The sequence below is a fragment of the Arthrobacter sp. zg-Y877 genome, assembly GCF_030373105.1.
Taxonomy (GTDB): Bacteria; Actinomycetota; Actinomycetes; order Actinomycetales; family Micrococcaceae; genus Arthrobacter_B.
Map to the genome: position 1 here is coordinate 219,434 of NZ_JAUCPU010000001.1, position 22,951 is coordinate 242,384.

Consider the following 22,951-nt stretch of genomic DNA (forward strand, 5'->3'; position numbering starts at 1 on the left):
GGGGTCCGGCTGTCGCGTGCCGACAGCTTGGGTCGGACGCCAGGGGGGACATCTTCCGGAGGTCCTCGCCCGACCTGGAGTGGACCTTTCGGTGAAGGTTGGAGCCGGGATGCTGGCCAGCGGGGTGCGTGGTTCCGGGCAGGTAATGAGCTCAAAAAGACGGGTATTTGAAGGTTTCTGATCGGCCCGTTTGAGCCCGTTATTGGACCCAAAAATGTCAGTGCCGGATGAAATCCTGAGGTATGGATCAGCTCGGGAACACCGAACCGATAACCGAAGAGCCAGGCAGCGAAGACCACCCGCCGGACGTGCCGGCGGGTCAGGCCGAGGTGTCCTGCACGTTGTCGGCGTTCCGGGCCGACTTAGGTGCCGGGGAAGCAGACGTGGACGCCGCTGAGCCTGCCGCCGCCGGTCCTGCCGACGCCGCCACCGCTGAGCCTGCCGCTGACGCGGACCCCAGCCGCGATCCTGCGTACCCGGACGGTTTCACCGGGGTGTTGGCTTTGCAAAACCTCGAAGCTTTCGACGAGGACATGGCCGGTGAAGCCCTGGGCAGGATGGCACACCTCATTTCTGGGCGCAGGCGCAGCAGGCCCGTCTGATGGACCGGATGGAGGAGATCTTCCGGAACCGCTTCTCCGCGGGTTCGGGGCGGGTCGAGCCGGGGATGGCGTTCAGTGTTGCAGCGTCCGAATGCGCGGCCATTCTGAACGTTCCGCAGGTCACCGCCCAGCGGTTGATGTTCGAAGCGGGAACCCTCTGCAACACCCATTCCGCCACGCTGGCCGGTATGGAGGAAGGACGGTTCAGCTACGCCCACGCGCAGGTCGTCCTGGACCAGTGTGAGAACCTTCCCGCTGATGCGCTGCCGGAATTCGAAGCCAGCCTGCTCAAGGCCGCCGAGGGGCAGACCCGGGCGCAGTTGTCCGCCAAGGCCCGGCGGCTGCGGGAGAAACAATATCCGGACACGATCGCGAAAAGGCACCTCACCGCGTTCGAGCAGCGCAAGGTCACTCTGGATCGTGAAGAGGATGGCATGTCCTGCCTGTCGGCTCATCTGCGGGCGGAAGAAGCCCAGCAGGTCTACACGGCCCTGACTACCGCAGCGCGGGGAGAGCAAGCGGACGGGGATCCGAGGACTGCGGATCAGCTGCGGGCCGACATCCTGGCGCAGCTGCTGATGGGCGGTCTCGGCTCGCCGCGTAACGGCGGCTTCGGGTCACCGCCTGGCGGAGGGACGAACGGGGCAGACATGATCGGCGTTGACCACGAAGCGGCCCCAGCCGGCACGACCAACAGTGATGAAGCCACTGCCGTGCCCCGGGCGGAAATCATGGTCCTCATCAACGCCGAAACCCTCTTCGGCGCCGACGACCGGCCGGCAGAACTGCACGGCTACGGACCTATCAGCGCAGAAGCCGCCCGCCGATTGGCCCGCAACGCGGCAGGCTGGACCGGACTGGCCCGGGATCCGCGGACCGGGGAAATCCTCGGGGTGGGAAGGCGGAGAAAAGTCCCAGCCGGACTACGCCGTTGGCTCCGAGCCCGGGACGGGACCTGCCGGTTCCCGGGCTGCCGGGTCAGCACCGCAAGCTCGGACATCGACCACACGATCGACTGGGCAAAAGGCGGTCCCACCGACCACGGAAACCTGGAACACCTGTGCCGGCGGCATCACCGGTTCAAGACACTGGGCTACTGGAAAGCCTGCCAACCGACGCCCGGGGTGATCGAGTGGACCTCACCGACCGGGAGGGTCTACCGGACCGAGCCCTTCCTGGAACTGGACACTGCCGTATCGGCATCAGCTCGGGGTATGAATGCCACCCGAGCGAAACAGGAGGAGCCTGAGGTGAAGGGATCACTGCAGGAACGGGTGCCGCCGTTATGACCCGTTCCCCTCGGAAGGCGCAGCGCCAGCACGACGACGGCGGCTCCGACCCCGGAGAGCACCAGCTCCAGCAGCTGATACTCAATGAAGGCCATTTCCCACGCTTCCAGACCGATGAGCGCAAGCCCGGCGGCCACGGAAACACGCCGGGCAGCTCGGTTACGCCGCAGATGCAGCAGCCCGGCGGTCAGGTAACCGCTGCCGCAACCCCCGGCAAGGAGGAGACCGGGAAGCCGCCAGTCGGAAAACGGGGTACGCCGCAGCACGGATGGAGCGGAATGTAGAAAGGCGCCGTCGGGCCGCAGTGCCAGAAGTATGCCGGCGCTCATGGACGCTGTGGCAGTACTAAACTCCAGAGCCATCAAGGCCCGCTCTTCCGGCGAATACTGCCCGGACCGTACGGTTGTTTCCCACAGCCTCATACTCCGACTATGAACCGCAGACCCGCCCCGGTCCACCGGCAGCGTTTCCGGAATCACGGGCGCGTTGGCGTATCGTTTGCAGAGCGGCAAAACGCCGCCAGATAACAGCATCAGAACCGGCAGACCTTTGCCGGCAGGGCACCAAACGGACGGAAAAGCGCGCAGTGGCACAACTCGAGCACCTGACAGAACGGACTCCCCAGGTATCGGTGGATGAACTGCTGCAGGGATTCTTCCCCTCACCCCGGTTCGGCAGCGTCTCCTTTGATTCCTACCGTCCCGATCCGGCGCAGCCCTCACAGGCCAAAGCCGTCTCCGCGATGCGTTCCTTCGCGGCCGACGTCGACGTCCCCGAGCCCAGCGGCCTGCGGAAGTTCTTCGGCGGCAGGAAGCCCGAAACCAAGGCAGGGTTCTACCTGGACGGTGGCTTCGGTGTCGGCAAGACCCACCTGCTGGCCTCCCTCTGGCACGCAGTGGAAGGGCCCAAGGCGTTCGGCACGTTCGTGGAATACACCAACCTCGTCGGTGCCCTGTCCTTCCGCAAGACCGTGGACGCGCTGAGCGCCTACAAGCTGGTCTGCATTGACGAATTTGAGCTCGACGATCCGGGCGACACCGTGCTGATGTCCCGCCTGATGCGGGAACTGGCCGACGCCGGCGTCAAGCTCGCCGCCACGTCCAACACCCTGCCTGGTTCCCTCGGCGAAGGCCGCTTTGCCGCCGTCGACTTCCAGCGCGAGATCCAGGTCCTGGCGGACCAGTTCGACGTCGTGCGCATCGACGGTGAGGACTACCGCCACCGCGGCCTGCCGGAGTCCCCGCAGCCGCTGGCCGACGGGGAGCTCGAGGCGCGGATGGAAACCGAGTTCTCCGGCCGGACCGTGGCCGTTGATGATTTCTCCGAACTCATCAACCACCTCTCGCAGGTGCACCCGAGCCGGTACCGCCAGATGATTGACGGGGTGGACGCCGTGGCGTGGCACAACGTGCAGACCATCACCGAGCAGTCGGTGGCGCTGCGTTTTGTGGTCCTCGCGGACCGGCTGTACGACAAGGACGTGCCGATCCTGGCCAGCGGCGTGCCGTTCGACCAGCTGTTCACGAAGGAAATGATGGCCGGAGGCTACATGAAGAAGTACTTCCGCGCCGTTTCCCGCCTGACCGCACTGGCCCGCGAAGGCCAGACCGGCGAAGAGTCCTAGCACTACCCACTTAAGCGACGGAAGCACCGGTGCCGCCTCACGGCGGGACCGGTGCTTCTTTGTCGTGCTCTTGGGGCTGGTTAGGCCGGAGGCGTCTGCCCGGGACCGTTGCCGGTACCCGGCTCGCGGTTGCGGTTGGTCTTATCAACCGCCTCGGAGGCCTTGCTCTGGAAACCATCGATCTTGCTGGAGTACTTGCGACCCGTCTTCTGGTCGACGAAGTTGCCTGCCTGGTCGATGCCGCCCTTGATCTTGTCGGCATTCTGTCCGACAAATCCGCTGGCCTTTTCCTTCAGCTCACCGGCCCTGCCCTTGAGCTCGTCAAATACAGACACGGATCACCTCCTTTCACAGGGGAAACCCGCTCGTTTCCCGTTCGCATCCATCGTAGGTCCCGCAAGGGGGTGGAGGAAAGGTTTTTTCTCTGCGGGCATATCGGCTTATTCTCCGGAGCCGTCATCGTGGAGGCCGTTTCCGGAATGTCCGCCGCCGTGGTGGTACCCGCCGCAGTTGTCGTCGAGGGAAATCCGGATGATGCTGCTCCCCGTCAACGGCTCCGGCTCGGCCGGCGGCTCCGGGGGCTCCTGAGTAGGCGGTTCCTCAGTGCCTGGCTCTGGCGGGGTCCCGCCGACCAGGGCATCCACCGAGGCGTACAGCGCATCGCCACGCAATTCCAGTGCGGCCGGCTGATTAACCTCAAGGAAGAGTTCGGGGGTGTCCGAACCTGCAGGCACAACCGAGATCCGGCTGCCGAACAGCTCTGCGACAAAGATGTCGCCGTTGTCGTTCACTGCCAGTCCGGTGGCCCCGGCAAACCCTGTGGCCACCAGTTCCGACTCACCCGTGGAATCATCAACCCGGAAAACCGCCCCCGGTGTTGTCCCTTCCGGGCCGCCCGGCAGCGACGTCACGTACAGCGCGCCGTCCGGGCCGCGTTCGACGTCGGTCGGCACCGGTTCCAGGTTGTAGGTCAGTCCCGCAGTGCATGCCGGCAATCCGAAGGCCGCGGCCGTGTCGGCGGTAATGGTGAGCGGCACCGGCGGCAGCACCGCGACAGTCTCGATGGCGCCGTCGTCGCCCACCTGGATGAGGGCGTTCATTCCCGCATCGGCAACGATGATGCCGCCGAAACCGGGAAGGGAAGCCACCGGGTTCGAGTCGGGCAGGCCGGTGTAGGGGGATGCCCCGATACCCGGCGGCAGCTGTGCCGCGCATTCGGCGGGAAGCGCCTGTTCGAATCCGTACGTGTTGATGCTGTCCGGGTTCTCGGCGTATTCAAAGGCGGAGATGTCGGCGACGGTTTGGATGGTGCCGTCCTGGTCAACCGACTGAAGCAGCGTGATGTTCGCCGCCGGATCGTTCGTGCCTGCGCCGGTGCCCACGGTGTAGTAGGTGGTGCCGCGCGTGCGGGAAACAGAGGCCGTCCCATAGCCTTCGGGCGCCGCCGCGATGACCTCCGGTTCGCCGTCGTCGGTGATGCGGGTCAGGAGTCCAATAAAGGACTGGGCGACGTCGAGGGTGCCGCCGCGTCCGACGGCGAAACTCAGGGGGCTGACCAGGCTGTCGGCGACCATGGTCACCTCCCCGGCAACAGGTACGGGGGATGGTGACGGTGTGTGGTGCCGGCCGCCGGCGGACGCAGGTGCGGCCGCCAACCCCAGGGCTGCCGTAGCCGCGAGGACGGCGAGTACGGGTGATGATTTCTTCACTGTGATCTCCTCAGCATTGGTGGTGTGCAATGCGAGACTCGCCTCGAGGCCTCCCATGGTTCCCGCCACGCCCCCGGCCGAGGCATTCTGAGCCTAGGATCGGCCGGGTTCGGCGACCACGTAGTTTCCGCACATGAGTCGCGTCGTGATGCAGAAAAACCAAGTAGTTCGAGAGGCCCCGAAGCGAGTATGGAGACCTCGTGCGGGAGTATGCCTCAGGGCATCCAGGAACGCATAGTCTCAATCAGCGGCTCGGTGGGCCTGCCGATCAGTTTGGACAGCTCACCCGTCGCCGGAGCCAACGCGCCGTCGCGCATGTTGGCGTTGAGCATGCCGAGGAATCCTGCGGTTCCTTCATCCAGTCCGAGGCCGATCAGCTGCTTCTGTTCCTGCTCCGGAGTCAGGACCTCATAGCGGACGGGGGTCCCTAGGACCTCCTGTGCGGCCGCCGCGAACTCCGTATAGGTCCAGCCGGTGTCCCCGGACAGTTCATACGCTTTGCCTTCGTGGCCGGGGGTGCTGAGCACGACGGCTGCGGCTTCGGCATAGTCTTGGCGCGGAGCGCTGGCAATACGCCCTCCACCAACACTGTTGGCGACGACGCCGGTTTGGCGGGCGACGTCGAACTCCTGCCTGTGGTTCTCCGTGTACCAGCCGTGGCGGAGAAACGTCGCCGGAATGCCAGACGCGGTGATGAGTTCCTCGGTGGCACGATGCTCGGGCGCGAGGGCGAGAACCGTCGTCGGCGCCTCAAGTACTGAGGTGTAGACCAGCTGCCGGACGCCGGCGGTCCGCGCCGCTTCGACGGCGTTGGTATGCTGCGCAACCCGGCGTCCCGGTTCGTTCATCGAAATGAGGAATACCTTTTCGACGCCGTCCAGCACACCGGCTAGGGTGGCGGCATCGTCGAGGTCGACCCGAGCGGTGCGCAGGCCGTGGTCCGCGAGTTCAGTCAGTCGATCCTGGTTCCGGCCCAGGGCAAGGATGTTGCCCGGCGCGGTTCCGCGTCTGATCAGGGAGTCGATCGTGAGACCGCCGAGCTGCCCGGTGGCGCCGAAGATGGCAATAGTCATGGAAGGTTCCTTTCAACCGGGCCCGGCAAACATGGTGCGTCGGCAGGGATTGCAGACATACAGTACGGGCATGAGCGTTCCAGCAGGCACCGAGATCCCGCTCGACCCGAGCCCTGACTTCATCGTGGAGCTGGTGGGCAAGGTGGTGGGCCGGGCCTGGCCGGAGTATCCGGGCGGTTTGGGGGAGTACCTTGCGGGTATCGGGTGTACGACGAGGCAGCCGCGGCCAGGTGTCTGGTGGAATCGTCGATAGAGGGCAACCTGACAATGCCCGGTATAAAGGGAAACCGATCCGCCGTTTGGTCGGTTGGAGAGACGGTGATTGAGCTGTACGGTCACGTCTCCGTGGCACCCGTGATGCAGCTGGGCCTGGGTCACCGGGAACTGTCCCGGGTCTACAACGACGTGGTCCGTTCACTCCCGGGGACTGATCCACGGTAGTTTCCTGCGGCCCTGTTCGCTGGCTGCGCAGAGGCGCACAATATGGGCATGCCTCCGCAGGTCATTCCGATGCTTCCGTGCGCGGATATCGACGAAATGTCTGCCTTCTTCTCCGCACTGGGCTTTCAGATCCGGTACCGGCAGACCAAGCCCAACCCTTACGTCGCAGTGGAAGGATATGGTTTTCCGCTGCACTACTACGGGCTGGAGGGGCACCGTGCCGAGGAATCACACAGCACCTGCGGCATCCTGGTGGCAGACACTGGATCCCTTTTTGAAGCTTTCGCTGCAGGTCTGAAGACCGCCTACGGAAAGCTGCCCATATCCGGCTATCCGCGCATCACCCGGCCGCGCCAACGCGCGAATGCCGACGGCAGGACCGGATTCAGTCTGATCGATCCGGCGGGAAACTGGATTCGAATCATGAATGAAGGCCCTGTTCCCCGTTCGGAAGGGGAGACGTCACCGCTTGCCCGGAGCCTGGCTAATGCCGTAGTCCTCGCTGACAGCAAGGGCGATACCGTCCAGGCTGCGAAGATCCTCTCGGGCGCCATCCGTCGCGCCGATGCAGCGGACCCCGGAATGTCCGCTGCCCGCGGGTTCCTGGCCGAGCTGGAAGAACGGATGCGATAAGCGGCTGTCCTCGGGGCGGCAGGGAAATGAGGTAGCGTTCCCTAATCAGGACCGCCGGCGGAAACGATGAGGGGGAAGGTCATGGCGCCGCAGGCACCGGTAAGCAGTGGCAGGTTTGTGGAACGTTCGCCCGGATGGCTTCGGTGGGGAGGCGGTGCCTTTCTGGCAGCCGTCGGAGCCGCGTTTGCGGTTGGGGCAGCCACCGAGTCGGTCTGGCTGCTGTATTTAGCCGCCGCAGCGTTCTTGCTCGCTGCCGGCTGGTGGTGTTTCCTTGCACGGATTACGGTCGCGGTGGACCAGCAGTCCGTCACCCTGAGAGGACCCCTGTGGAAGCGCTCCATTCAGCGCGTAAACGTACAGGACGTCACGGTGGCCAAAGACAACGGGCTGAACACCGGGCTCGTGAACTGGCCGGTGACGCGGCACCGACACGGCTCCCTGACGAGACTGAACATGGGGGGCGCCGGTGCTGTCACGTTTTCCGACGCGGGCGGACACCGCTACCAGGTGGTGCTGGCCGATGTCGCGTCCGCTGAACAGATGGCACTGGCCATCGCAAACTGATCCGGGCGGCGGGCGCCAGGTATGTGCCACAATCGTGGCCATGCCGCTCACCTCTTTATCAACCGCCGACGGAACACTTCTGATTTCCTGGGCGTTTCCCGCGCCGGCACAGGCCGTCTGGGCAGGATTCACTGACGCCGCCCTCTTGTCCCAGTGGCTGGGCCGGCCGACCGAATGCGACGTCAGGCCGCGCGGGATGGTCTCTGTGGACCATGGCGGAGGCTATCTGTCCAGGAGCGTCATCACTGATATGGACCGCCCTCGTAAGCTGGCCATGTCTTGGGAGTTCCCGGAGGAACCCGAATCGCGCATCGTCATCCAGCTTCGCGGCACCGATACAGGAACCGTGATGAACTTCGCGCATCACGATCTCGGGACCCTCGTTGATTCCTACGGGCCCGGCTGGATTACCCACCTGACGTATATGGAAGCCGCCGTCGCCGGTACCGCCATACCCGCCTCCCAGTTCTGGTCCCTGCATGCCACTTTCGAGAAGATGTATGCCGCCCACCTGACAGCGGATACCGCTACGCCCTGACGGTTGCCTTCTGCAGGATGATCTCCGTTTCGACCGGCGTGAAACCCATCCTGGTGTTGATGGAGCGCATCCACACATTCCGGTCATCGCTGCTGGTCCGGACCTTGGAGACATTGCCCGTCTCAGCAGCACGCTGCAGCGACGCCAGCTTCACGGCTGCTCCGAGACCGTGGCCGCGGTGGGCGGAGACCACAAGCGTTCCTTCAATCTGCGCCGGCCGTTCGGGATCGGCGGCCGCCACCAGGCAGGTCCATGCCGCAACATTTCCAGCTTCGTCCACGGCGATCGACTCAAACACCGTGGACCCTTGGGCGACCCAGAGATTCATCTCCTCGGCATATTCCTCGGGCGATACCGTGGTCTCGCCCCAGCCCAGCTCACCGTTTGGCGCCTCGGCATCGACCAGGCCCTTAATCTGCCCCACCTGTTCACGGAACTGCTCCGGGACGCCATTGACGTAGGTGGAAATTTCGTAACCGGGCGCCGTCGTCGGTCCGGCAAGCTGGCTGTCGCGGAGAACCAATTCCACAACGGTTTCGGTGGTTGCCGGAGAGTAGCCCAGAGGGCAAGCGAAGTTTCGAGTGAACGCGTCGATTTCGGCCGGGGTGGAACGGTAAGCGCTTGCCACGAACCTCCTGGTCGACGTCGGGCTGGCGCCTTCGGCCGCACACGCCAACGCGGACCCAACCCCGGCGTTTTGGTGGGCAGGATCGACCCAAACGAATATCCAGGTGGTGTCCGGGGTATCGGCTGAATTCATGCCGGCCGCGAAGCCAAGCAGGGTGGTCCCGTGCCATGCTCCGACCACATGGTTCCGCCACCCATTCGGTGTTCGCCACGCCAGGAACCGGGCTTCCTTGCCGAGGGGAGTCCAACCGGTTCGGACGCTTTGCGTTGCCGCGCATTCAATGCGGTAGGCATCGGCCATAACAACGTCATCATGAAGGTCCAGAGGGCGAATTTGCATAAGTCACACTTTAGGACCCGCGAGGATATAAGCATGTATTAGCATCGGCGGATTCGAGAAAATGTCCCGAATGCCGTAAACGCCGCCCCGCCGGGCGACTGGGGTTAAACAATTCAGGCACGGCACCCAAAGGTGCCGCGCCTGAATCAATGTCCGGCACAAGGCCGGAAAACGCTGGTTACGCGTTGTGGTTGTTGTGTCCACGGTGGCCGGACTTGGCCAGGCCGCGGGCAACCATCAGACCGACCGTGAGGAAGGTGATGTACTGCATGGCCTGTGCGGCGTTGAATGCATCCAGACCGTTTTCGCTGGCGTTGTCGCCAACAACAGCAGCCGTGATGATCGTGGCGATGACGGCCAGAACGTAAACGGCGAATTCGAGCGTGCGCGTCGACACCTTGATGTCGTTGGCGTTGCGAATAGTGGTGTTCGAGTGATCGTTGTGTGTCTGCGTAGTCATGTGGTTCTCCTCATGTAGTGGTACGAGCGGCCTATTGGCCATGCAACTTTGATTCCGCTACTGAACCATGTCGACTTTTTCTTTACTGGAGACACTTTATCTATGGGACAGCTAATAAGCAAACTTAGTATTGCCATTGGCGTCCGTGCTCAAGCCGCAATTCCTCTGCTTTGTGGCAATCCCTGCACTGCGCGCCGGAGGGATTGCCACAAAGCGGAGGGGTCAGGACAAAGCGGAGTTAAACAAAAGAAGGAACAGGTAAAAACCTGTTCCTTCCAGATCGGCCACCAGGGCCGGGGGAGAGCGGACGACGGGATTCGAACCCGCGACATCCACCTTGGCAAGGTGGTGCTCTAGCCAGCTGAGCTACGTCCGCAAATGTAAACAGTCGAAACTGTCCGTGCGCGATACTGGGATCGAACCAGTGACCTCTTCCGTGTCAGGGAAGCGCGCTACCGCTGCGCCAATCGCGCCCTAAACTGCTCGGCCCGTTCAGGACGAATCCTGGAAAACCATAAGCAGAAGGGAGAGCGGACGACGGGATTCGAACCCGCGACATCCACCTTGGCAAGGTGGTGCTCTAGCCAGCTGAGCTACGTCCGCAAGAAAAGCACTGAAACAGTACTGTTCGTGCGCGATACTGGGATCGAACCAGTGACCTCTTCCGTGTCAGGGAAGCGCGCTACCGCTGCGCCAATCGCGCCCATAAATGGGTCTTGCCATACTGCTTACCACTGTGGAGGTGGGGACGGGATTCGAACCCGCGTATACGGCTTTGCAGGCCGCTGCCTCGCCTCTCGGCCACCCCACCGTAACCGCCGCATAAAGCTTTGGAGAACCGACCCAGAGAAAACCAGGAGCGGCTTGTACAGTGACTTGCGAGCGGACGACGGGATTCGAACCCGCGACATCCACCTTGGCAAGGTGGTGCTCTAGCCAGCTGAGCTACGTCCGCATGTTGATCATGCAGGGAGCTTTTGACCCCGGATTGCTTGCGCTTTCCGAGGCGAACCCCCGCTTTCCAACGAAGAAAAACTCTATAGGACGTTTGCGGGTTCGTCCAATCGGTCCCGGGGTTCCGCACTGGTTTGGAGTCGTGCAGGATGTGGGCTAGCATCTTTAGACGTTGGAGTGCTTTCGGGTACACCAGCCGGATCCAGCAAAAGGATCTGGCAAAGAAGGGCGATTGGCGCAGTGGTAGCGCGCTTCGTTCACACCGAAGAGGTCACTGGTTCGAACCCAGTATCGCCCACCAGCACAGGCCGTCACTTTCCCTACGGGAAGGTGGCGGCCTTTCTGTGTCTGGGGCGCTTCCGTATCCTGTCCGGCAGGCGCATGCTGTGCAGTTGGAACAGAAACGTGGACCACTGGACACCACCGGGAGGAGGGGGCGCGATGCCGCAGCCGGAGACCAGCCAGCTGGAAAACCCCCTGAAGGGCCTGCTGTCCACGCCAACTGCCCGCCTGCCCTATCAAGACAATGTGTTGCTGCGTTCCTATGTCCTCAAACGGCCCGCGGGCAACGTCATCATCTACAACTCGCCCGGGATCGGCAGCGCGCATCAAGCCATCGGGGAACTGGGCGGCGCAGGACGGCTGCTGATCAATCACGCCCATGAAGCCATGTACGGCGCTCCCGGGCTGGATGTTCCGGTTTATGTGCACTCCGGTGACCGGGCCGAGGTGGCTGCCGCCATGGAGGTAGCCGCCGTGTTCGAGGACCGGCAAATGATTGACGGCGACCTGGAAGTGATTCCGACACCGGGCCACACAGCCGGCACCGCCAGCTATTTATGGGTCAGCGGTAACGGTCGCTTCCTCTTCACCGGAGATTTCCTCTGGATTGAGCACGGCGAATGGAAGGCCGTGGTCCTGGACCCCTCGCTGCGGCAGGCCTACCTCGATAGCCTGGCGCTGGTCCGTGAGCTCGATTTCGATGTCCTTGTACCGTGGGGAACCACCGACGATGGCCCCCCGTACGGACTGGCCGGCAGCAGGGCAGAGATCCGGAGCCGGGTGGACGCAGTGATCAGCCGCATTCGTTCCGGGGGCACACGGTAAAGGCCGGCTGCATGAGGCGGCCCGGACACAAGGTCCGTCCCGGCAGCCCTGCACCCGGAGTGTCACCGCCGGGTGGCAGACTGGAAACATGACTGAACCAGCATTGGCCCACGCTACCGAATACGGACGGATGTACTCGCGGTCCCTCTCGGAGCCGCCGACGGTCCCGTCCATCACGACCGTAATCTCGCAGGGGTCCACCTCCCTGGACGGTTGGCACAGCTACATGGCAGCCTCCGCCGTCGTCAAGGATCCGAAGCTCACAGCCGCTTTGGGCAGTCCTTCGCAGCTGCGGTCCGTGGTGAAGGAAGCCTCCTCGGCCTCCGAACGCTACCGCGACGCCGCCGCCCAGCGGGGCACCCGGGTGCACTTCTACTGTGAGCAGGTGGCACTCCGGGCCCTGGACCGTCCGCATGAAGTCGAACGTGCGCGTGAGGAACTGGCTGCCCGCGGAGAACACCAGTTCGCGGACCGGTTCGACGAATGGTGGAAGCTCTACGACGTCCAGCCCATCGCGCCTGAGATCACGGTGTGGAACGCCGAACTGGGCTACGCCGGCACGCTGGACCTCGTGGCACGGATCGGTGGACGGCTGTGCCTCATCGACTACAAGACCAAGAACACCGACCGCGACGGCCAGGTCAAGCAGCTGGACGACAAGGTGGTTATGCAGCTGGTCGCGGGGATGAAGGCGCAGGAATCGCTGGTCGACGCCGGTGCCGGCGCCTGGGAGCCCTGGGCATACGGTCAGTCCCCGCTGCTGCTGGGCGTTGCCGTCGGCCAGACCGAAGTACGGCCCATGCGGGCCAACCCGGATGTGCTGCCCCAGCACTGGTTCAAGTTCTGCGCACTGCGCCGGGTCTGGCAGACCAACATCGACGCCGTCTCAGCCGGGCGTGCGTTGCTGCCCGTGCCGCCGCCTCCGGTGGGCTCGCACGCAGCACCGGTGCCAGAAGCGCCGGCACCCAACCAGGACGCGCCGGCCCCGGAGCAGCCGTCCCCGGACCAGCAGACTTCCGTCCCGTCCGGCGCTCCCCAGCGCTGATCGTCCCGGTGGGCGGCGGAGCCAACTAGACTGGATTCGATCCCATGCAGCAACAGTGAGGAACGAACCCCCGATGGCCATCCTGAATATCCGCACGCTCGGCGACCCGGTCCTGCGGACCCGCGCCGAAGACGTGACCGACTTCGGCCCCGAACTGGAGAAGCTGGTAGCGGACATGGAGGAAACCATGGAGGACGTGGAAGGTGCCGGACTGGCAGCACCACAGGTCGGCGTCAGCCTCCGGGTCTTCACCTACCGGGTGGACGGCCAGTCAGGCCACGTCGTTAATCCCGTCCTGGAACTGAGCGATGACCGCCAGCCGGACCAGCTTGAGGGCTGCCTGTCCATTCCCGGCCTCGGCTACCCGGCACCGCGCTACCGCTGGGCGCGCGTCACCGGCGTCGACCTGCACGGCAACCCAATCAGCATCGAGGGCGAAGGGATGCTCGCCCGCTGCTTCCAGCACGAAACCGACCACCTGAACGGTTCGCTGTATATCGACCGGCTCGAGGGCGAGGACCGCAAGGATGCGCTGCGCGCCATCCGGCAGCGCGAATATGATGCGATCGCGGACCGCACGGTCGCCCAGCGCGCCCAGAGCGTGGGTTCCAGCTTCGGGACCTTCGGCCAGGCCACGGCCGGCAAGGGCTCCTTCGGCACTCCGGCCGGGGCGTAGGGCACGTGGCACTTCGAGTCCTCTTTGCTGGCACCCCTGCGGTCGCCGTGCCCTCACTGGACGCACTGCTGGAGGCCGGGTTCGACGTCGTCGGCGTCCTCACCCGTCCGGACGCCCCGCTGGGACGTAAGAAGGTCCTGACACCCTCGCCGGTGGCTGCCCGCGCCCAGGAACTGGGCCTGCCGGTGATCCGCGCCGCGAAGGTGGACGATGAGGCCATCGCCGCCATCACGGCGCTGGAGCCCGACGTCGCCGCGATCGTTGCGTACGGCGCCCTGGTTCCGGCCCGCGCCCTCACCGTGCCGAAACACGGCTGGATCAACCTGCACTTCTCGCTGCTGCCCGCCTGGCGCGGCGCCGCCCCGGTGCAGCACGCGGTCATTGCCGGCGACGACATCACCGGCGCGTCCACTTTCCTGCTCGAAACCGGGTTGGACACCGGCCCGGTCTACGGCACGCTCACCGAAACGGTGCGGCCGGAGGACACCAGCGGCGACCTGCTCGAACGCCTCTCACATTCCGGTGCGGTACTGCTCGCACAGACGCTCAGCGCGGTCGACGCCGGCGCAGCGGTGCCGGTGCCGCAGCAGGGTGACATCACGCTGGCTCCCAAGCTCAGCATCGACGATGCCCGCGTGGACTGGCAGCAGCCCGCCCTGGCCATCCGCCGCCGCATCAACGGCGTCACCCCCGAACCCGGTGCGTGGACCACCTGGGACGGCGCCCGGTTCAAGATCGGTGCCGCCAGGCTGCGCTCCGACGTCACCGACCTGCGCCCCGGCCAGGTCCGCTTCACCGGCGGCGGGGACGCCGCCGCCGTCGTGGGCACCGGCTCACACGGACTCGAACTGCTGCGTGTCCAGCCCGCAGGCAAGAAAATGATGCCGGGGGCCGACTGGGCCCGCGGCCTCGCCAACCGTGAGGACGTGGTCTTCGAATGACCCCCCAGCCCGACCAACCCAACAAACACTGCAACGACAAGGGCCACGAACGCCGCCGCGCCGCCGTCAAGACCCGCACCGCAGCAGCCCCCGGCCAGCGCACCCGTGCCGCGGACCCGGCCCGGCTCGTCGCCTTCGAAGTGCTCCGTGCCGTCTCCGGCGAGGACGCCTATGCCAACCTGGTGCTGCCCAAGAGCATCCGCAAGCACCGGCTGGATAAGCGTGACGCCGGGTTCGCCACCGAACTGGCCTACGGCGCACTGCGCGGCCAGGGCACCTATGACGCCATCCTCGCCAAGTGCGTGGACCGCCCGCTGGAACGCCTGGACCCCGCCGTCCTCGACGCCCTGAGGATCGGCACGCATCAGCTGCTGGCCATGCGCGTACCTGCCCACGCAGCCCTGGACCAGACGGTGGGCCTGGCCCGCGCCGTCATCGGTGCCGGGCCGTCCGCCCTGATCAATGCAGTCCTGCGCAAGGTCACCGCCCGCAGCCTGGACGAGTGGGTGGAGCTTCTTACTGAAGGGGAAACGGACGCGGTTCGGCGCTCCGCCATCGAGCACTCACATCCGGAGTGGATTGTCCGTGCCCTGCGCCAGTCCCTCGTGGCGCACGGCCGCAGCGTCGAGGAGATCACCGATCTGCTGCGCGCCGACAACGACGCGCCCGTGGTGAACCTGGTTGCGCTGCCCGGCCTCGGCGACCTCGACGAGGCCCGCGCCGCCGGTGCCGTTGACGGCGAACTCGTGAAGGACTCCGCACTGTTCTCCGCCGGCGACGTCGGCCGCCTCGACTCGGTCCGCGCCGGCACCACACGGGTGCAGGACGCCGGCTCGCAGCTGGTGGCCCGCGCACTTGCCGAGGTGGACCTCAACGGTGATTCGATTGACGAAGACGGCGTGGAAAAGTGGCTGGACATGTGCGCCGGCCCCGGCGGCAAGGCTGCCCTGCTGGCCGCCCTCGCGCACGAGCAGGGCGCCGTGCTGCTGGCCAACGAACCGGCCCCGCACCGCGCGCAGCTCGTCCGCCAGGCCCTGGACGCGGTACCCGGGGAAACCTGGAACGTCCGCACTGGCGACGGCCGCACCATCGCGGAGGACTACCCGGAAACCTTCGACCGGATCCTTGTCGACGCTCCCTGCACCGGCCTGGGCGCTCTGCGCCGCCGCCCCGAATCCCGCTGGCGCCGCCAGCCCACCGACGTCGGCGAACTCGGCATCCTGCAGCGCGAACTGCTCACCACCGCCGTGGACGCCGTCAAACCCGGGGGAGTGGTGGCCTACGTGACCTGCTCGCCGCACCCCGCGGAGACCACCGCCGTCGTCGCCGATGTGATGCGGAAGCGCAACGACCTGGAACTGCTCGACGCCGGAGCGGCACTGGACGCGGCCAGCCTGCCCGGTGCGCTGGAAGCCGGGCATGAATCCACCGCCCAGCTCTGGCCGCATATCCACGCCACCGACGCCATGTTCCTGGCGCTGATCCGCCGCAAAATCTAGGAGAACCTTCGTGAGCAAGTGCTGCATTAACCCGAGCATCCTCTCCGCCGACTTCGTGAACCTCGAAGCCGAGCTGCAGCGGATCAGTGCGGCGGACGCCGTGCACGTGGACGTGATGGACAACCACTTCGTGCCGAACCTGACCATCGGGCTGCCCGTGGTGGAACGGATCCAGCAGGTGTCCGCGCTGCCGTTGGATGCGCACCTGATGATCGCCGACGTCGACCGCTGGGCGCCGCTGTACGCGGAGGCCGGCCTTGCGTCAGTGACCTTCCATGTGGAGGCATCGGCGGCGCCGGTCAAGCTCGCCCGCGACCTGCGGGACCGCGGCGCCAAGGCCGGCATGGCGCTGCGCCCGGCCACCCCGGTGGAGCCGTACCTGGACATGCTGCCCGAGCTGGACATGCTGCTGATCATGACGGTGGAGCCCGGTTTCGGCGGACAGAAGTTCCTCGACATCACACTGCCCAAGATCCGCCGGGCCGCGGAGGCCGTCCGCGGCTCGGGGCTGCCGCTGGCGATCCAGGTGGACGGCGGCATCTCGCCGGAAACCATCGAACGGGCAGCGGAGGCGGGTGCGAACGTGTTCGTGGCCGGATCGGCCGTGTACGGCACGGGTGATCCCAATGACGCTATCCGCAAACTGCGCGCGCAGGCGGAAGCGGCTGTGCAAGAATAGTTAGCAACAAACGTGCTCCGGGGTCGGTGTAATTCCGAACCGGCGGTTATAGTCCGCGACCCGCACTGCCGATCCGAAAACCTCGGGGAAGCGGTTCGGTTGAATCGGTGAAATTCCGATACCGACAGTTAAAGTCTGGATGGGAGAAGCACGTGCAGTTTGTTGTTCCGCCGGCTTTGCCGACCCTTCGAGGTCCCTCTTTCCAGGGGTGACCCCTCGGACCGGTTGCACGCCGGCGATGCACCGTACTGTCGTACCCCGGAGCACCCGCTGAGGGATAGGACGACATGGATTTTCTACGGTGGCTCTTTGAGGCACAGATTCCGGTGGGCGAAAGCTCACTGCTGCTGCGCGAACTGGTCGGCAACATCTTCGGGCTGCTCAGCGCCCTGGGCGGCATGCGCCGCAAAGTCTGGGCCTGGCCGATCGGTATCCTGGGTAACCTGCTCCTGCTGACCGTCTTCCTTGGCTCCATGTTCGGCGGTGCGGATACGGCCACCCTGCTGGGGCAGGCCGGACGGCAGATCATGTTCATTGCCGTGTCGATTTACGGCTGGCGGCGCTGGCAGCAAAGCAAGACCAGCGGCGGCGCGGCTGTAACGCCGCAGTGGGCCTCCGGGCGGGAACGGATCGGACTGGTGGTCATCATGCTGCTGGGCACGGTTGCCCTGACGCCTGTCTTCGCCCGGCTGGGTTCCTATGAACCGGTATGGGCGGATGCCTGGACCTTCGTCGGATCACTGCTCGCCACCTACGGCATGGCCAAAGGTTGGGTCGAGTTCTGGCTCATCTGGGTGGCCGTGGACATTGTCGGCGTGCCGCTGCTCTTCAGCGCCGGCTACTACGCCACCGCCTTCATGTACCTCTTCTACGGGGGCTTCACCCTGGCTGGCTTCTTTGTCTGGTGGAAGGCCAAGCGGAACGAAAAACCGCAGGTGGAAGTCCTGATGCCGGACCCGCGGACGCGGTAGCGAGGGTTTAGGCAGGTCTCAGGATCAACAAGTCTCAGGAAAGAACGAAGGGGGAGCACCATGGGCGCGATGGATGACCTGCTGGGGCCGAACGAGGTCAAAGTTCTGTCCGAGGCACTGGCAGCCGCGGCACCCGGTGTCGTCTGGGACGGAGTGCTGGCCGCCGGGACCCAGCTGGAACCGCTGTCGCTGCGCGGCCGGACCGACGTCGTCGCGCACGCGCTCGTTCGCGCGCTGGGCACCTATCCGGCCGCCGCAACGGCATTCCGTGCTGCGCTGGAGGATCCGACGTTTACGGGCTGGGCGCTGTGGCCGGTCACCGAGGCGGCTGTCACTTTGGCGCTGGACGACGGCGGCACCCAGGCCTTCGACGATGCCCTGGCCCTGCTCGCGGAACTGACTCCGCGGCTGACCAGCGAGTTCGCCATCCGCCGGCTGCTGCAGGCCGATCACGAACGGGCACTGGCGATCATGCAGACCTGGACAAACCATCCCAACGAACACGTGCGCCGGCTGGCCAGCGAAGGAACCCGGCCCTACCTGCCGTGGGCCGTCCGGGTGCCGTTGCTGCTCGCCACGTCAGGGGCGACGCTGCCGCTGCTGGATGCGATGCACAACGACGAGTCCGAATACGTCCGCCGGTCGGTAGCGAACCACACCAACGATCTGGCCCGGCACGCGCCGGAGCTGGTCCTTGAAGCAGCCGCACGCTGGCAGCAGACCGGCACGCCCGGCAGCACCTGGGTGGTCCGGCGCAGCCTGCGGACCCTGGTCAAAAAGGGCAATCCGCGGGCCCTGGAACTGATGGGGTTCACGCCGGCGCAGGTAAGCGCCACCAGGCTGCGGGCGGAAACCTCCGTTCTGGCCCTGCCCGGCGAGCTCGCCTTCGACTTTGTCCTGACGAATACCGGCGACGCTCCGGCCCGGCTGTCAGTCGATTACGCCGTGCACTACGTCAAGGCGAACGGATCCACGGCGGAGAAGGTCTTCAAACTGACCGCGGTGTCCCTGGACCCGGGGGAGTCCCGGCAGCTGCGCGGCCGGCACGGCTTCCGGCAGATGACCACCCGGCGGCACTATGCTGGCACCCACGCCCTGGAAGTGCAGGTGAACGGCATCCGTCACGGCCGCCTCGAGTTTGAGGTGGTGCTGTAGGGGTTCGCGTATGGCCAGGAATTCCTGATGCTAACGTGACTACACGCCTGGCACCCGCCACCAGGAGAATGAGCACGAAGGAAATGCAGAAGTGAGACACCCAACTACCCGGTCCAGCCTCGTGCTCATGCTGGCCGGCCTTTTGACCGCTGCACTGAGCGTCCCAGTTGCCCTGGCGGCCACGGAAAATCGTTCCGGTCCGGAGGCAACTTCCGGTGGTGATGCCGGCGCCCACACCGTGGCACCGGAACGCGGTACGCGGGGATCGGCTCCCACAGCACCATGGATAGGCAGCTGGGCTGCTGCGATGACCCCGGCGGGCGCCGCAGGCACCATTTCCGGGGCAGGGTTCACCGACACCACGCTTAGGCAAACAACGCATTTGTCCGTGGGAGGAGACAGCCTGCGCCTCCGGATCAGTAACGATTTCGGCACCACCGCGTTGGTGATCGGCTCCGCTGCCGTATCTCCCGGAACCGCAGCAGCGGACCCGGACCCGAACCAGTTACGCCAGGTGACCTTCGGCGGTGCCACATCAGTAACCATTCCGGCCGGCGCCGAATGGGTCTCGGATCCCGTGCAGCTGGCGGTGGAAAGCGATTCCGACCTATCGGTGAGCCTGTACCTACCCGGACCCACGGGACCGGCATCAATCCACAGCCTCGGACTGGCGACGTCGTACCGCGCAGATGGAGATGCCACCTCCAGCCCGGCGGATGCCTACGAAGCCCTGGACACGTCACGCTACTTCTTGGCGGGAGTGGACACGAGTTCGAATGCGCTCGGTTCGGTGGTCTTCTTCGGCGACTCGATCACGGACGGATACGCCTCATCAGATGATGCCAACCTCCGGTACCCGGACCAGGTTGCCGACCGGCTACTCCGGCGGCCCGAAGCGCTGCAGTGCGGCGTGCTCAATTCCGGGATCAGCGGCAACCGTGTACTGGAGGACACCGGTACCGCAGGAATCTCGGCATTGGCACGTTTCGAAGATGACGTGCTTGACCAGACCGGCGTGCGGAGCGTGGTCCTCCTTGAGGGGATCAATGACATCGCCCGGACATCCGGAGCACTGGATCCTGCCTCGCTGATCGCCGTTTACCGGCAATTCACCCAACGCGCCCACGACCAGGGCATCCGGGTGGTCGGTGCCACGCTGACCCCCTTTGGCGGCGCCCGCAAGTACAACACCGCGGGTGAGCAGGACCGCCAGGCCGTGAACTTCTGGATCCGCACATCCGGGGAATTCGATGCGGTCATCGATTTCGACGCCGTGCTCCGGGACCCGGCAGACCCCAGCCGGCTCAAGCCCCGGTTCGATCCGGGTGACCACCTGCATCCCAATGACGCGGGCTACGCGGCCATGGCGGACGCAGTCAACCTTCAGGACATCTGCAGCCGATAGCAATCCAACAGCAGGGGCCAGCCGGAAGGGTGGACCCAGCCCGCACTGTTGGTCGCCCGATTCAGTCCGTTCCGACGATGCCGCTGCGCCGTTCCAGGAACAGGGTGTCCCGCCATTCGCCGGCATGCGGTCCGTGGATCATCTTTGCCACACGTTCCCGCCTGCCGACCAGTCGGAAACCCTCGGCGATGTGCAGGGCAAGGCTAACCGTGTTCTCAGGGAAGATGCTGCACTGAAGCGTCCAGATCCCCGAGTTCTCGGCGGACGCAACCAGTGCATGCAGCAGGAGCCTGCCGACCCCGCGGCCCTGGGCTGCGGGGGCAACGTAGACAGACTGTTCGACGACGCCCCGGTAGGCAGCACGCGGGGAAACGGGGGAGGCAGCGGCCCACCCCAGAATCTCATTGCCGGCTTCGGCAACGAGCCGAAGTCCGGGTAGATGCGCCGAATCAAAGGCCTCCCAACCGGGGACCTTATCTTCAAAGGTGGCCTGGCCGGCCGCGATGCCGGCCGCGTAGATCGTGCGGACCGCCGGCCAGTCCGACGCCAGCAAAGGGCGGACGACTGGTGGAGCGCCCTTCACCGCCGCAGGCATGCTGTTTACCGCGGCGACAGAACCGCAGCCGCGCGCTCCAATGCGCCCGGAACGATGGAGTAGTAGGCCCAGACGCCGCGCTTCTCGCGGTGCAGGATGCCGGCGTCGACCAGGATTTTCAGATGGTGGGACACCGTCGGCTGGCCCAGCCCGATGGGCTCGGTGAGATCGCAGACGCAGGCTTCCTTGTTCTCCTGGGCGGCGATCAGCGAGACCAGACGCAGCCGGGTCGGCTCGGCCACTGCCTTGAGCAGCTGGGCAAAGCGCTGCGCGTCCTCGAGGCTCAACGCCTCGGAAGTCAGCGGGGTGCAGCAGGCCTCAACGGCCGGCGCGGGAACTGTCAGTGCAGTGGTCACCAACCCATTATGCACAGATTGACAGGCATCGATATATGCCGGGATACTCGAATCCGAAAGACATCGATATTCGTCAATGTTGGCGCCCTGTCGATGTCCTGCCGCTGTCGCAGCCGAGGAGCCTTGTGAGCACGTCCACCGCACCACCCCAGACCGGCCAGGTCACCGCCCGGCTGTCCACCCTGGACCGGTTCCTTCCGGTCTGGATCCTCGCCGCGATGGCCGCCGGCCTGCTGCTGGGCAGGCTGGTTCCCGGAATCGGTCCCGCGCTGGATTCGGTGAAGATCTCCAACGTGTCGCTGCCCATCGCCGTCGGACTGCTGGTCATGATGTATCCGGTGCTGGCCAAGGTCCGCTACGACGAAACGCACCGGGTGGTCGCTGACCGCAGGCTGATGATCACCTCGCTGGTCCTCAACTGGGTCGCCGCCCCCGCGTTTATGTTCGCCCTGGCCTGGATCTTCCTGCCGGACCTGCCGGAGTACCGCACCGGACTGATCATTGTGGGGCTGGCCCGCTGCATTGCCATGGTGATGATCTGGAACGACCTCGCCTGCGGCGACCGCGAAGCCGCCGCCGTGCTGGTGGCCATCAACTCCGTGTTCCAGGTCCTGGCCTTCGGCGCCCTGGGCTGGTTCTACCTGCAGATCCTGCCCGGCTGGCTGGGCTTGGAAACCACCAGCGCCGGGTTCTCCTTCTGGGCGATCACGGCCAGCGTCCTGATCTTCCTGGGCATCCCGCTGCTGGCCGGCTTCCTCACCCGCACCCTCGGCGAAAAGGCGAAGGGCCGCGACTGGTACGAGGGAACGTTCCTGCCGAAGCTGGGCCCGTGGGCACTCTACGGCCTGCTGTTCACCATCGTGCTGCTGTTTGCCCTGCAGGGCGACGAGATCACCTCGAACCCGCTCGACGTCGTCCGCATCGCCCTGCCGCTGCTGGTCTACTTCCTGGTGGTGTTCGGCGCCGGAATGCTCCTCGGCAGGATCCTGAAGATGGGGTATCCCCGCACCACCACGCTGGCCTTCACCGCCGCCGGCAACAACTTCGAACTGGCCATCGCCGTGGCGATCGGCACCTACGGCGTCACTTCCGGGCAGGCCCTGGCCGGCGTCGTCGGGCCCCTGATCGAAGTTCCCGTCCTGGTTGCCCTGGTCTATGCCGCCCTCTGGGCGCAGAAGAAGTTCTGGCCTGCAGCCGCACCCGCCGTCCCCACCTCTCCAGAAAAGATGAACCGATGAGCACTCCCGAAACCAAGCCCTCCGTCCTGTTCGTCTGCGTCCACAACGCCGGCCGGTCACAGATGGCCGCCGCGTACCTGCGCACCCTGGGCGAGGGACGGATCGAAGTCCGTTCCGCCGGCTCCGCGCCCGCCGACTCGGTCAACCCCGCCGCCGTGGAAGCCATGGCCGAGGAGGGCATCGACATGTCCGCCGAGCTGCCCAAGGTCCTGACCACCGAGGCGGTGAAGGAGTCCGACGTCGTCATCACCATGGGCTGCGGCGACGCCTGCCCGATCTTCCCCGGCAAGCGTTACGAGGACTGGAAGCTCGACGACCCGGCCGGTCAGGGCGTGGCCGCCGTCCGTCCCATCCGCGACGACATCAAGGCCCGCATCACCGCACTCATCGCCGACCTCCTGCCGGCCCAGTAACACCCGAGGATCCTTCC

Annotated in this window: 27 protein-coding genes, 7 tRNA genes and 1 riboswitch; of the genes, 21 read left to right on the forward strand and 13 right to left on the reverse strand. The window is 65.4% G+C overall.

The window, feature by feature from the left end; genetic code table 11:
- Window positions 1-242 precede the first annotated feature (242 nt).
- The 4 genes from QNO03_RS00975 (at window position 243) to zapE (ending at window position 3,515) form a co-directional block, all read left to right on the forward strand.
- A complete protein-coding gene (locus QNO03_RS00975) occupies window positions 243-602 on the forward strand; it encodes a hypothetical protein (RefSeq protein WP_289601394.1) in 360 nt (119 codons plus the stop codon).
- A complete protein-coding gene (locus QNO03_RS00980; protein ID WP_289601395.1) occupies window positions 602-1,891 on the forward strand; it encodes an HNH endonuclease signature motif containing protein in 1,290 nt (429 codons plus the stop codon). The genes QNO03_RS00975 and QNO03_RS00980 overlap by 1 nt, the downstream gene beginning before the upstream one ends.
- Window positions 1,888-2,175: a hypothetical protein gene (locus QNO03_RS00985; protein WP_289601396.1), complete on the forward strand. Its 288-nt coding sequence runs from the start codon at window positions 1,888-1,890 to the stop codon at window positions 2,173-2,175. The genes QNO03_RS00980 and QNO03_RS00985 overlap by 4 nt, the downstream gene beginning before the upstream one ends.
- 302 nt (window positions 2,176-2,477) lie before the next feature.
- Window positions 2,478-3,515, forward strand: a complete 1,038-nt coding sequence (gene zapE / locus QNO03_RS00990; RefSeq protein WP_229947809.1) for a cell division protein ZapE — start codon at window positions 2,478-2,480, stop codon at window positions 3,513-3,515.
- A gap of 80 nt (window positions 3,516-3,595) precedes the next feature.
- Here the strand turns inward: zapE and QNO03_RS00995 are convergent, their stop codons facing one another.
- The 3 genes from QNO03_RS00995 to QNO03_RS01005 all read right to left on the reverse strand — a co-directional run bounded on the left by QNO03_RS00995 (window position 3,596) and on the right by QNO03_RS01005 (window position 6,297).
- Window positions 3,596-3,850 carry an antitoxin gene (locus QNO03_RS00995; protein WP_229947812.1) on the reverse strand — a complete coding sequence of 85 codons (255 nt, stop codon included), beginning with the start codon at window positions 3,848-3,850 and terminating at the stop codon, window positions 3,596-3,598.
- Between the two features lie 105 nt (window positions 3,851-3,955).
- Window positions 3,956-5,224: a ScyD/ScyE family protein gene (locus QNO03_RS01000; RefSeq protein ID WP_289601397.1), complete on the reverse strand. Its 1,269-nt coding sequence runs from the start codon at window positions 5,222-5,224 to the stop codon at window positions 3,956-3,958.
- A gap of 215 nt (window positions 5,225-5,439) precedes the next feature.
- Window positions 5,440-6,297, reverse strand: a complete 858-nt coding sequence (locus tag QNO03_RS01005) for an SDR family oxidoreductase (protein WP_289601398.1) — start codon at window positions 6,295-6,297, stop codon at window positions 5,440-5,442.
- A 70-nt stretch (window positions 6,298-6,367) separates the two neighbouring features.
- On the opposite strand from QNO03_RS01005, the gene QNO03_RS01010 reads away from it, so the two are divergent.
- From QNO03_RS01010 to QNO03_RS01030, 5 genes are all read left to right on the forward strand, one after another.
- Window positions 6,368-6,550 carry a hypothetical protein gene (locus QNO03_RS01010; protein ID WP_289601399.1) on the forward strand — a complete coding sequence of 61 codons (183 nt, stop codon included), beginning with the start codon at window positions 6,368-6,370 and terminating at the stop codon, window positions 6,548-6,550.
- A 65-nt stretch (window positions 6,551-6,615) separates the two neighbouring features.
- Entirely contained in the window at window positions 6,616-6,738 is a 123-nt protein-coding gene (locus QNO03_RS01015) for a hypothetical protein (protein WP_289601400.1), read from the forward strand.
- 48 nt (window positions 6,739-6,786) lie between these two features.
- Window positions 6,787-7,371 carry a DUF8817 family protein gene (locus tag QNO03_RS01020; protein ID WP_289601401.1) on the forward strand — a complete coding sequence of 195 codons (585 nt, stop codon included), beginning with the start codon at window positions 6,787-6,789 and terminating at the stop codon, window positions 7,369-7,371.
- Between the two features lie 117 nt (window positions 7,372-7,488).
- Window positions 7,489-7,935 carry a hypothetical protein gene (locus QNO03_RS01025; RefSeq protein ID WP_289601402.1) on the forward strand — a complete coding sequence of 149 codons (447 nt, stop codon included), beginning with the start codon at window positions 7,489-7,491 and terminating at the stop codon, window positions 7,933-7,935.
- Between the two features lie 40 nt (window positions 7,936-7,975).
- Window positions 7,976-8,473: an SRPBCC domain-containing protein gene (locus QNO03_RS01030; RefSeq protein WP_289601403.1), complete on the forward strand. Its 498-nt coding sequence runs from the start codon at window positions 7,976-7,978 to the stop codon at window positions 8,471-8,473.
- Here QNO03_RS01030 and QNO03_RS01035 read toward each other — a convergent pair.
- The 8 genes from QNO03_RS01035 to QNO03_RS01070 form a co-directional block, all read right to left on the reverse strand.
- Window positions 8,463-9,440 carry a GNAT family N-acetyltransferase gene (locus tag QNO03_RS01035; protein WP_289601404.1) on the reverse strand — a complete coding sequence of 326 codons (978 nt, stop codon included), beginning with the start codon at window positions 9,438-9,440 and terminating at the stop codon, window positions 8,463-8,465. The two genes, QNO03_RS01030 and QNO03_RS01035, sit on opposite strands and share 11 nt — an antisense overlap.
- Window positions 9,441-9,618: 178 nt before the next feature.
- Window positions 9,619-9,900: a hypothetical protein gene (locus QNO03_RS01040; RefSeq protein WP_289601405.1), complete on the reverse strand. Its 282-nt coding sequence runs from the start codon at window positions 9,898-9,900 to the stop codon at window positions 9,619-9,621.
- Between the two features lie 302 nt (window positions 9,901-10,202).
- Window positions 10,203-10,276: transfer RNA gene (locus QNO03_RS01045), tRNA-Gly, on the reverse strand.
- 25 nt (window positions 10,277-10,301) lie between these two features.
- Window positions 10,302-10,373 (reverse strand) — tRNA-Val (locus tag QNO03_RS01050).
- A gap of 56 nt (window positions 10,374-10,429) precedes the next feature.
- A tRNA-Gly gene (locus tag QNO03_RS01055) sits at window positions 10,430-10,503 on the reverse strand.
- A gap of 28 nt (window positions 10,504-10,531) precedes the next feature.
- A tRNA-Val gene (locus QNO03_RS01060) sits at window positions 10,532-10,603 on the reverse strand.
- Window positions 10,604-10,637: 34 nt separating this feature from the next.
- A tRNA-Cys gene (locus QNO03_RS01065) sits at window positions 10,638-10,711 on the reverse strand.
- A gap of 70 nt (window positions 10,712-10,781) precedes the next feature.
- Window positions 10,782-10,855 (reverse strand) — tRNA-Gly (locus QNO03_RS01070).
- A 225-nt stretch (window positions 10,856-11,080) separates the two neighbouring features.
- Between QNO03_RS01070 and QNO03_RS01075 the strand changes: the two genes are divergently transcribed.
- From QNO03_RS01075 to QNO03_RS01120, 10 genes are all read left to right on the forward strand, one after another.
- Window positions 11,081-11,155, forward strand: a tRNA-Val gene (locus QNO03_RS01075).
- Window positions 11,156-11,295: 140 nt separating this feature from the next.
- The gene (locus QNO03_RS01080) at window positions 11,296-11,961 is read left to right on the forward strand and encodes an MBL fold metallo-hydrolase (protein ID WP_289601406.1); all 666 of its coding nucleotides are present in this window, start codon (window positions 11,296-11,298) and stop codon (window positions 11,959-11,961) included.
- Between the two features lie 88 nt (window positions 11,962-12,049).
- Window positions 12,050-13,006 (forward strand): PD-(D/E)XK nuclease family protein, encoded by a 957-nt coding sequence (locus QNO03_RS01085; protein ID WP_289601407.1) that lies wholly within the window; start codon window positions 12,050-12,052, stop codon window positions 13,004-13,006.
- A 73-nt stretch (window positions 13,007-13,079) separates the two neighbouring features.
- Entirely contained in the window at window positions 13,080-13,682 is a 603-nt protein-coding gene (def, locus tag QNO03_RS01090; RefSeq protein ID WP_289601409.1) for a peptide deformylase, read from the forward strand.
- Between the two features lie 5 nt (window positions 13,683-13,687).
- Entirely contained in the window at window positions 13,688-14,623 is a 936-nt protein-coding gene (gene fmt, locus QNO03_RS01095) for a methionyl-tRNA formyltransferase (protein WP_289601411.1), read from the forward strand.
- Window positions 14,620-16,122, forward strand: coding sequence for an RsmB/NOP family class I SAM-dependent RNA methyltransferase (locus QNO03_RS01100; protein WP_289601412.1), 1,503 nt, complete (start codon window positions 14,620-14,622; stop codon window positions 16,120-16,122). The genes fmt and QNO03_RS01100 overlap by 4 nt, the downstream gene beginning before the upstream one ends.
- Window positions 16,123-16,132: 10 nt before the next feature.
- Window positions 16,133-16,801 carry a ribulose-phosphate 3-epimerase gene (gene rpe / locus QNO03_RS01105; protein WP_289601413.1) on the forward strand — a complete coding sequence of 223 codons (669 nt, stop codon included), beginning with the start codon at window positions 16,133-16,135 and terminating at the stop codon, window positions 16,799-16,801.
- Between the two features lie 9 nt (window positions 16,802-16,810).
- Window positions 16,811-16,956: riboswitch (FMN riboswitch) on the forward strand.
- Window positions 16,957-17,088: 132 nt separating this feature from the next.
- Entirely contained in the window at window positions 17,089-17,772 is a 684-nt protein-coding gene (gene pnuC / locus QNO03_RS01110; protein ID WP_289601414.1) for a nicotinamide riboside transporter PnuC, read from the forward strand.
- A gap of 60 nt (window positions 17,773-17,832) precedes the next feature.
- Window positions 17,833-18,927: a DNA alkylation repair protein gene (locus QNO03_RS01115; protein WP_289601416.1), complete on the forward strand. Its 1,095-nt coding sequence runs from the start codon at window positions 17,833-17,835 to the stop codon at window positions 18,925-18,927.
- A 91-nt stretch (window positions 18,928-19,018) separates the two neighbouring features.
- Window positions 19,019-20,332, forward strand: coding sequence for an SGNH/GDSL hydrolase family protein (locus QNO03_RS01120; protein WP_289601417.1), 1,314 nt, complete (start codon window positions 19,019-19,021; stop codon window positions 20,330-20,332).
- A 61-nt stretch (window positions 20,333-20,393) separates the two neighbouring features.
- Here the strand turns inward: QNO03_RS01120 and QNO03_RS01125 are convergent, their stop codons facing one another.
- Both QNO03_RS01125 and QNO03_RS01130 read right to left on the reverse strand, forming a co-directional pair.
- Window positions 20,394-20,927: a GNAT family N-acetyltransferase gene (locus tag QNO03_RS01125; RefSeq protein WP_289601418.1), complete on the reverse strand. Its 534-nt coding sequence runs from the start codon at window positions 20,925-20,927 to the stop codon at window positions 20,394-20,396.
- A 5-nt stretch (window positions 20,928-20,932) separates the two neighbouring features.
- The gene (locus tag QNO03_RS01130; RefSeq protein WP_229947854.1) at window positions 20,933-21,283 is read right to left on the reverse strand and encodes an ArsR/SmtB family transcription factor; all 351 of its coding nucleotides are present in this window, start codon (window positions 21,281-21,283) and stop codon (window positions 20,933-20,935) included.
- Between the two features lie 125 nt (window positions 21,284-21,408).
- Between QNO03_RS01130 and arsB the strand changes: the two genes are divergently transcribed.
- A complete protein-coding gene (arsB, locus tag QNO03_RS01135; RefSeq protein ID WP_289601420.1) occupies window positions 21,409-22,521 on the forward strand; it encodes an ACR3 family arsenite efflux transporter in 1,113 nt (370 codons plus the stop codon).
- Window positions 22,518-22,934 carry an arsenate reductase ArsC gene (locus QNO03_RS01140; protein ID WP_289601421.1) on the forward strand — a complete coding sequence of 139 codons (417 nt, stop codon included), beginning with the start codon at window positions 22,518-22,520 and terminating at the stop codon, window positions 22,932-22,934. The genes arsB and QNO03_RS01140 overlap by 4 nt, the downstream gene beginning before the upstream one ends.
- Window positions 22,935-22,951 lie beyond the last annotated feature (17 nt).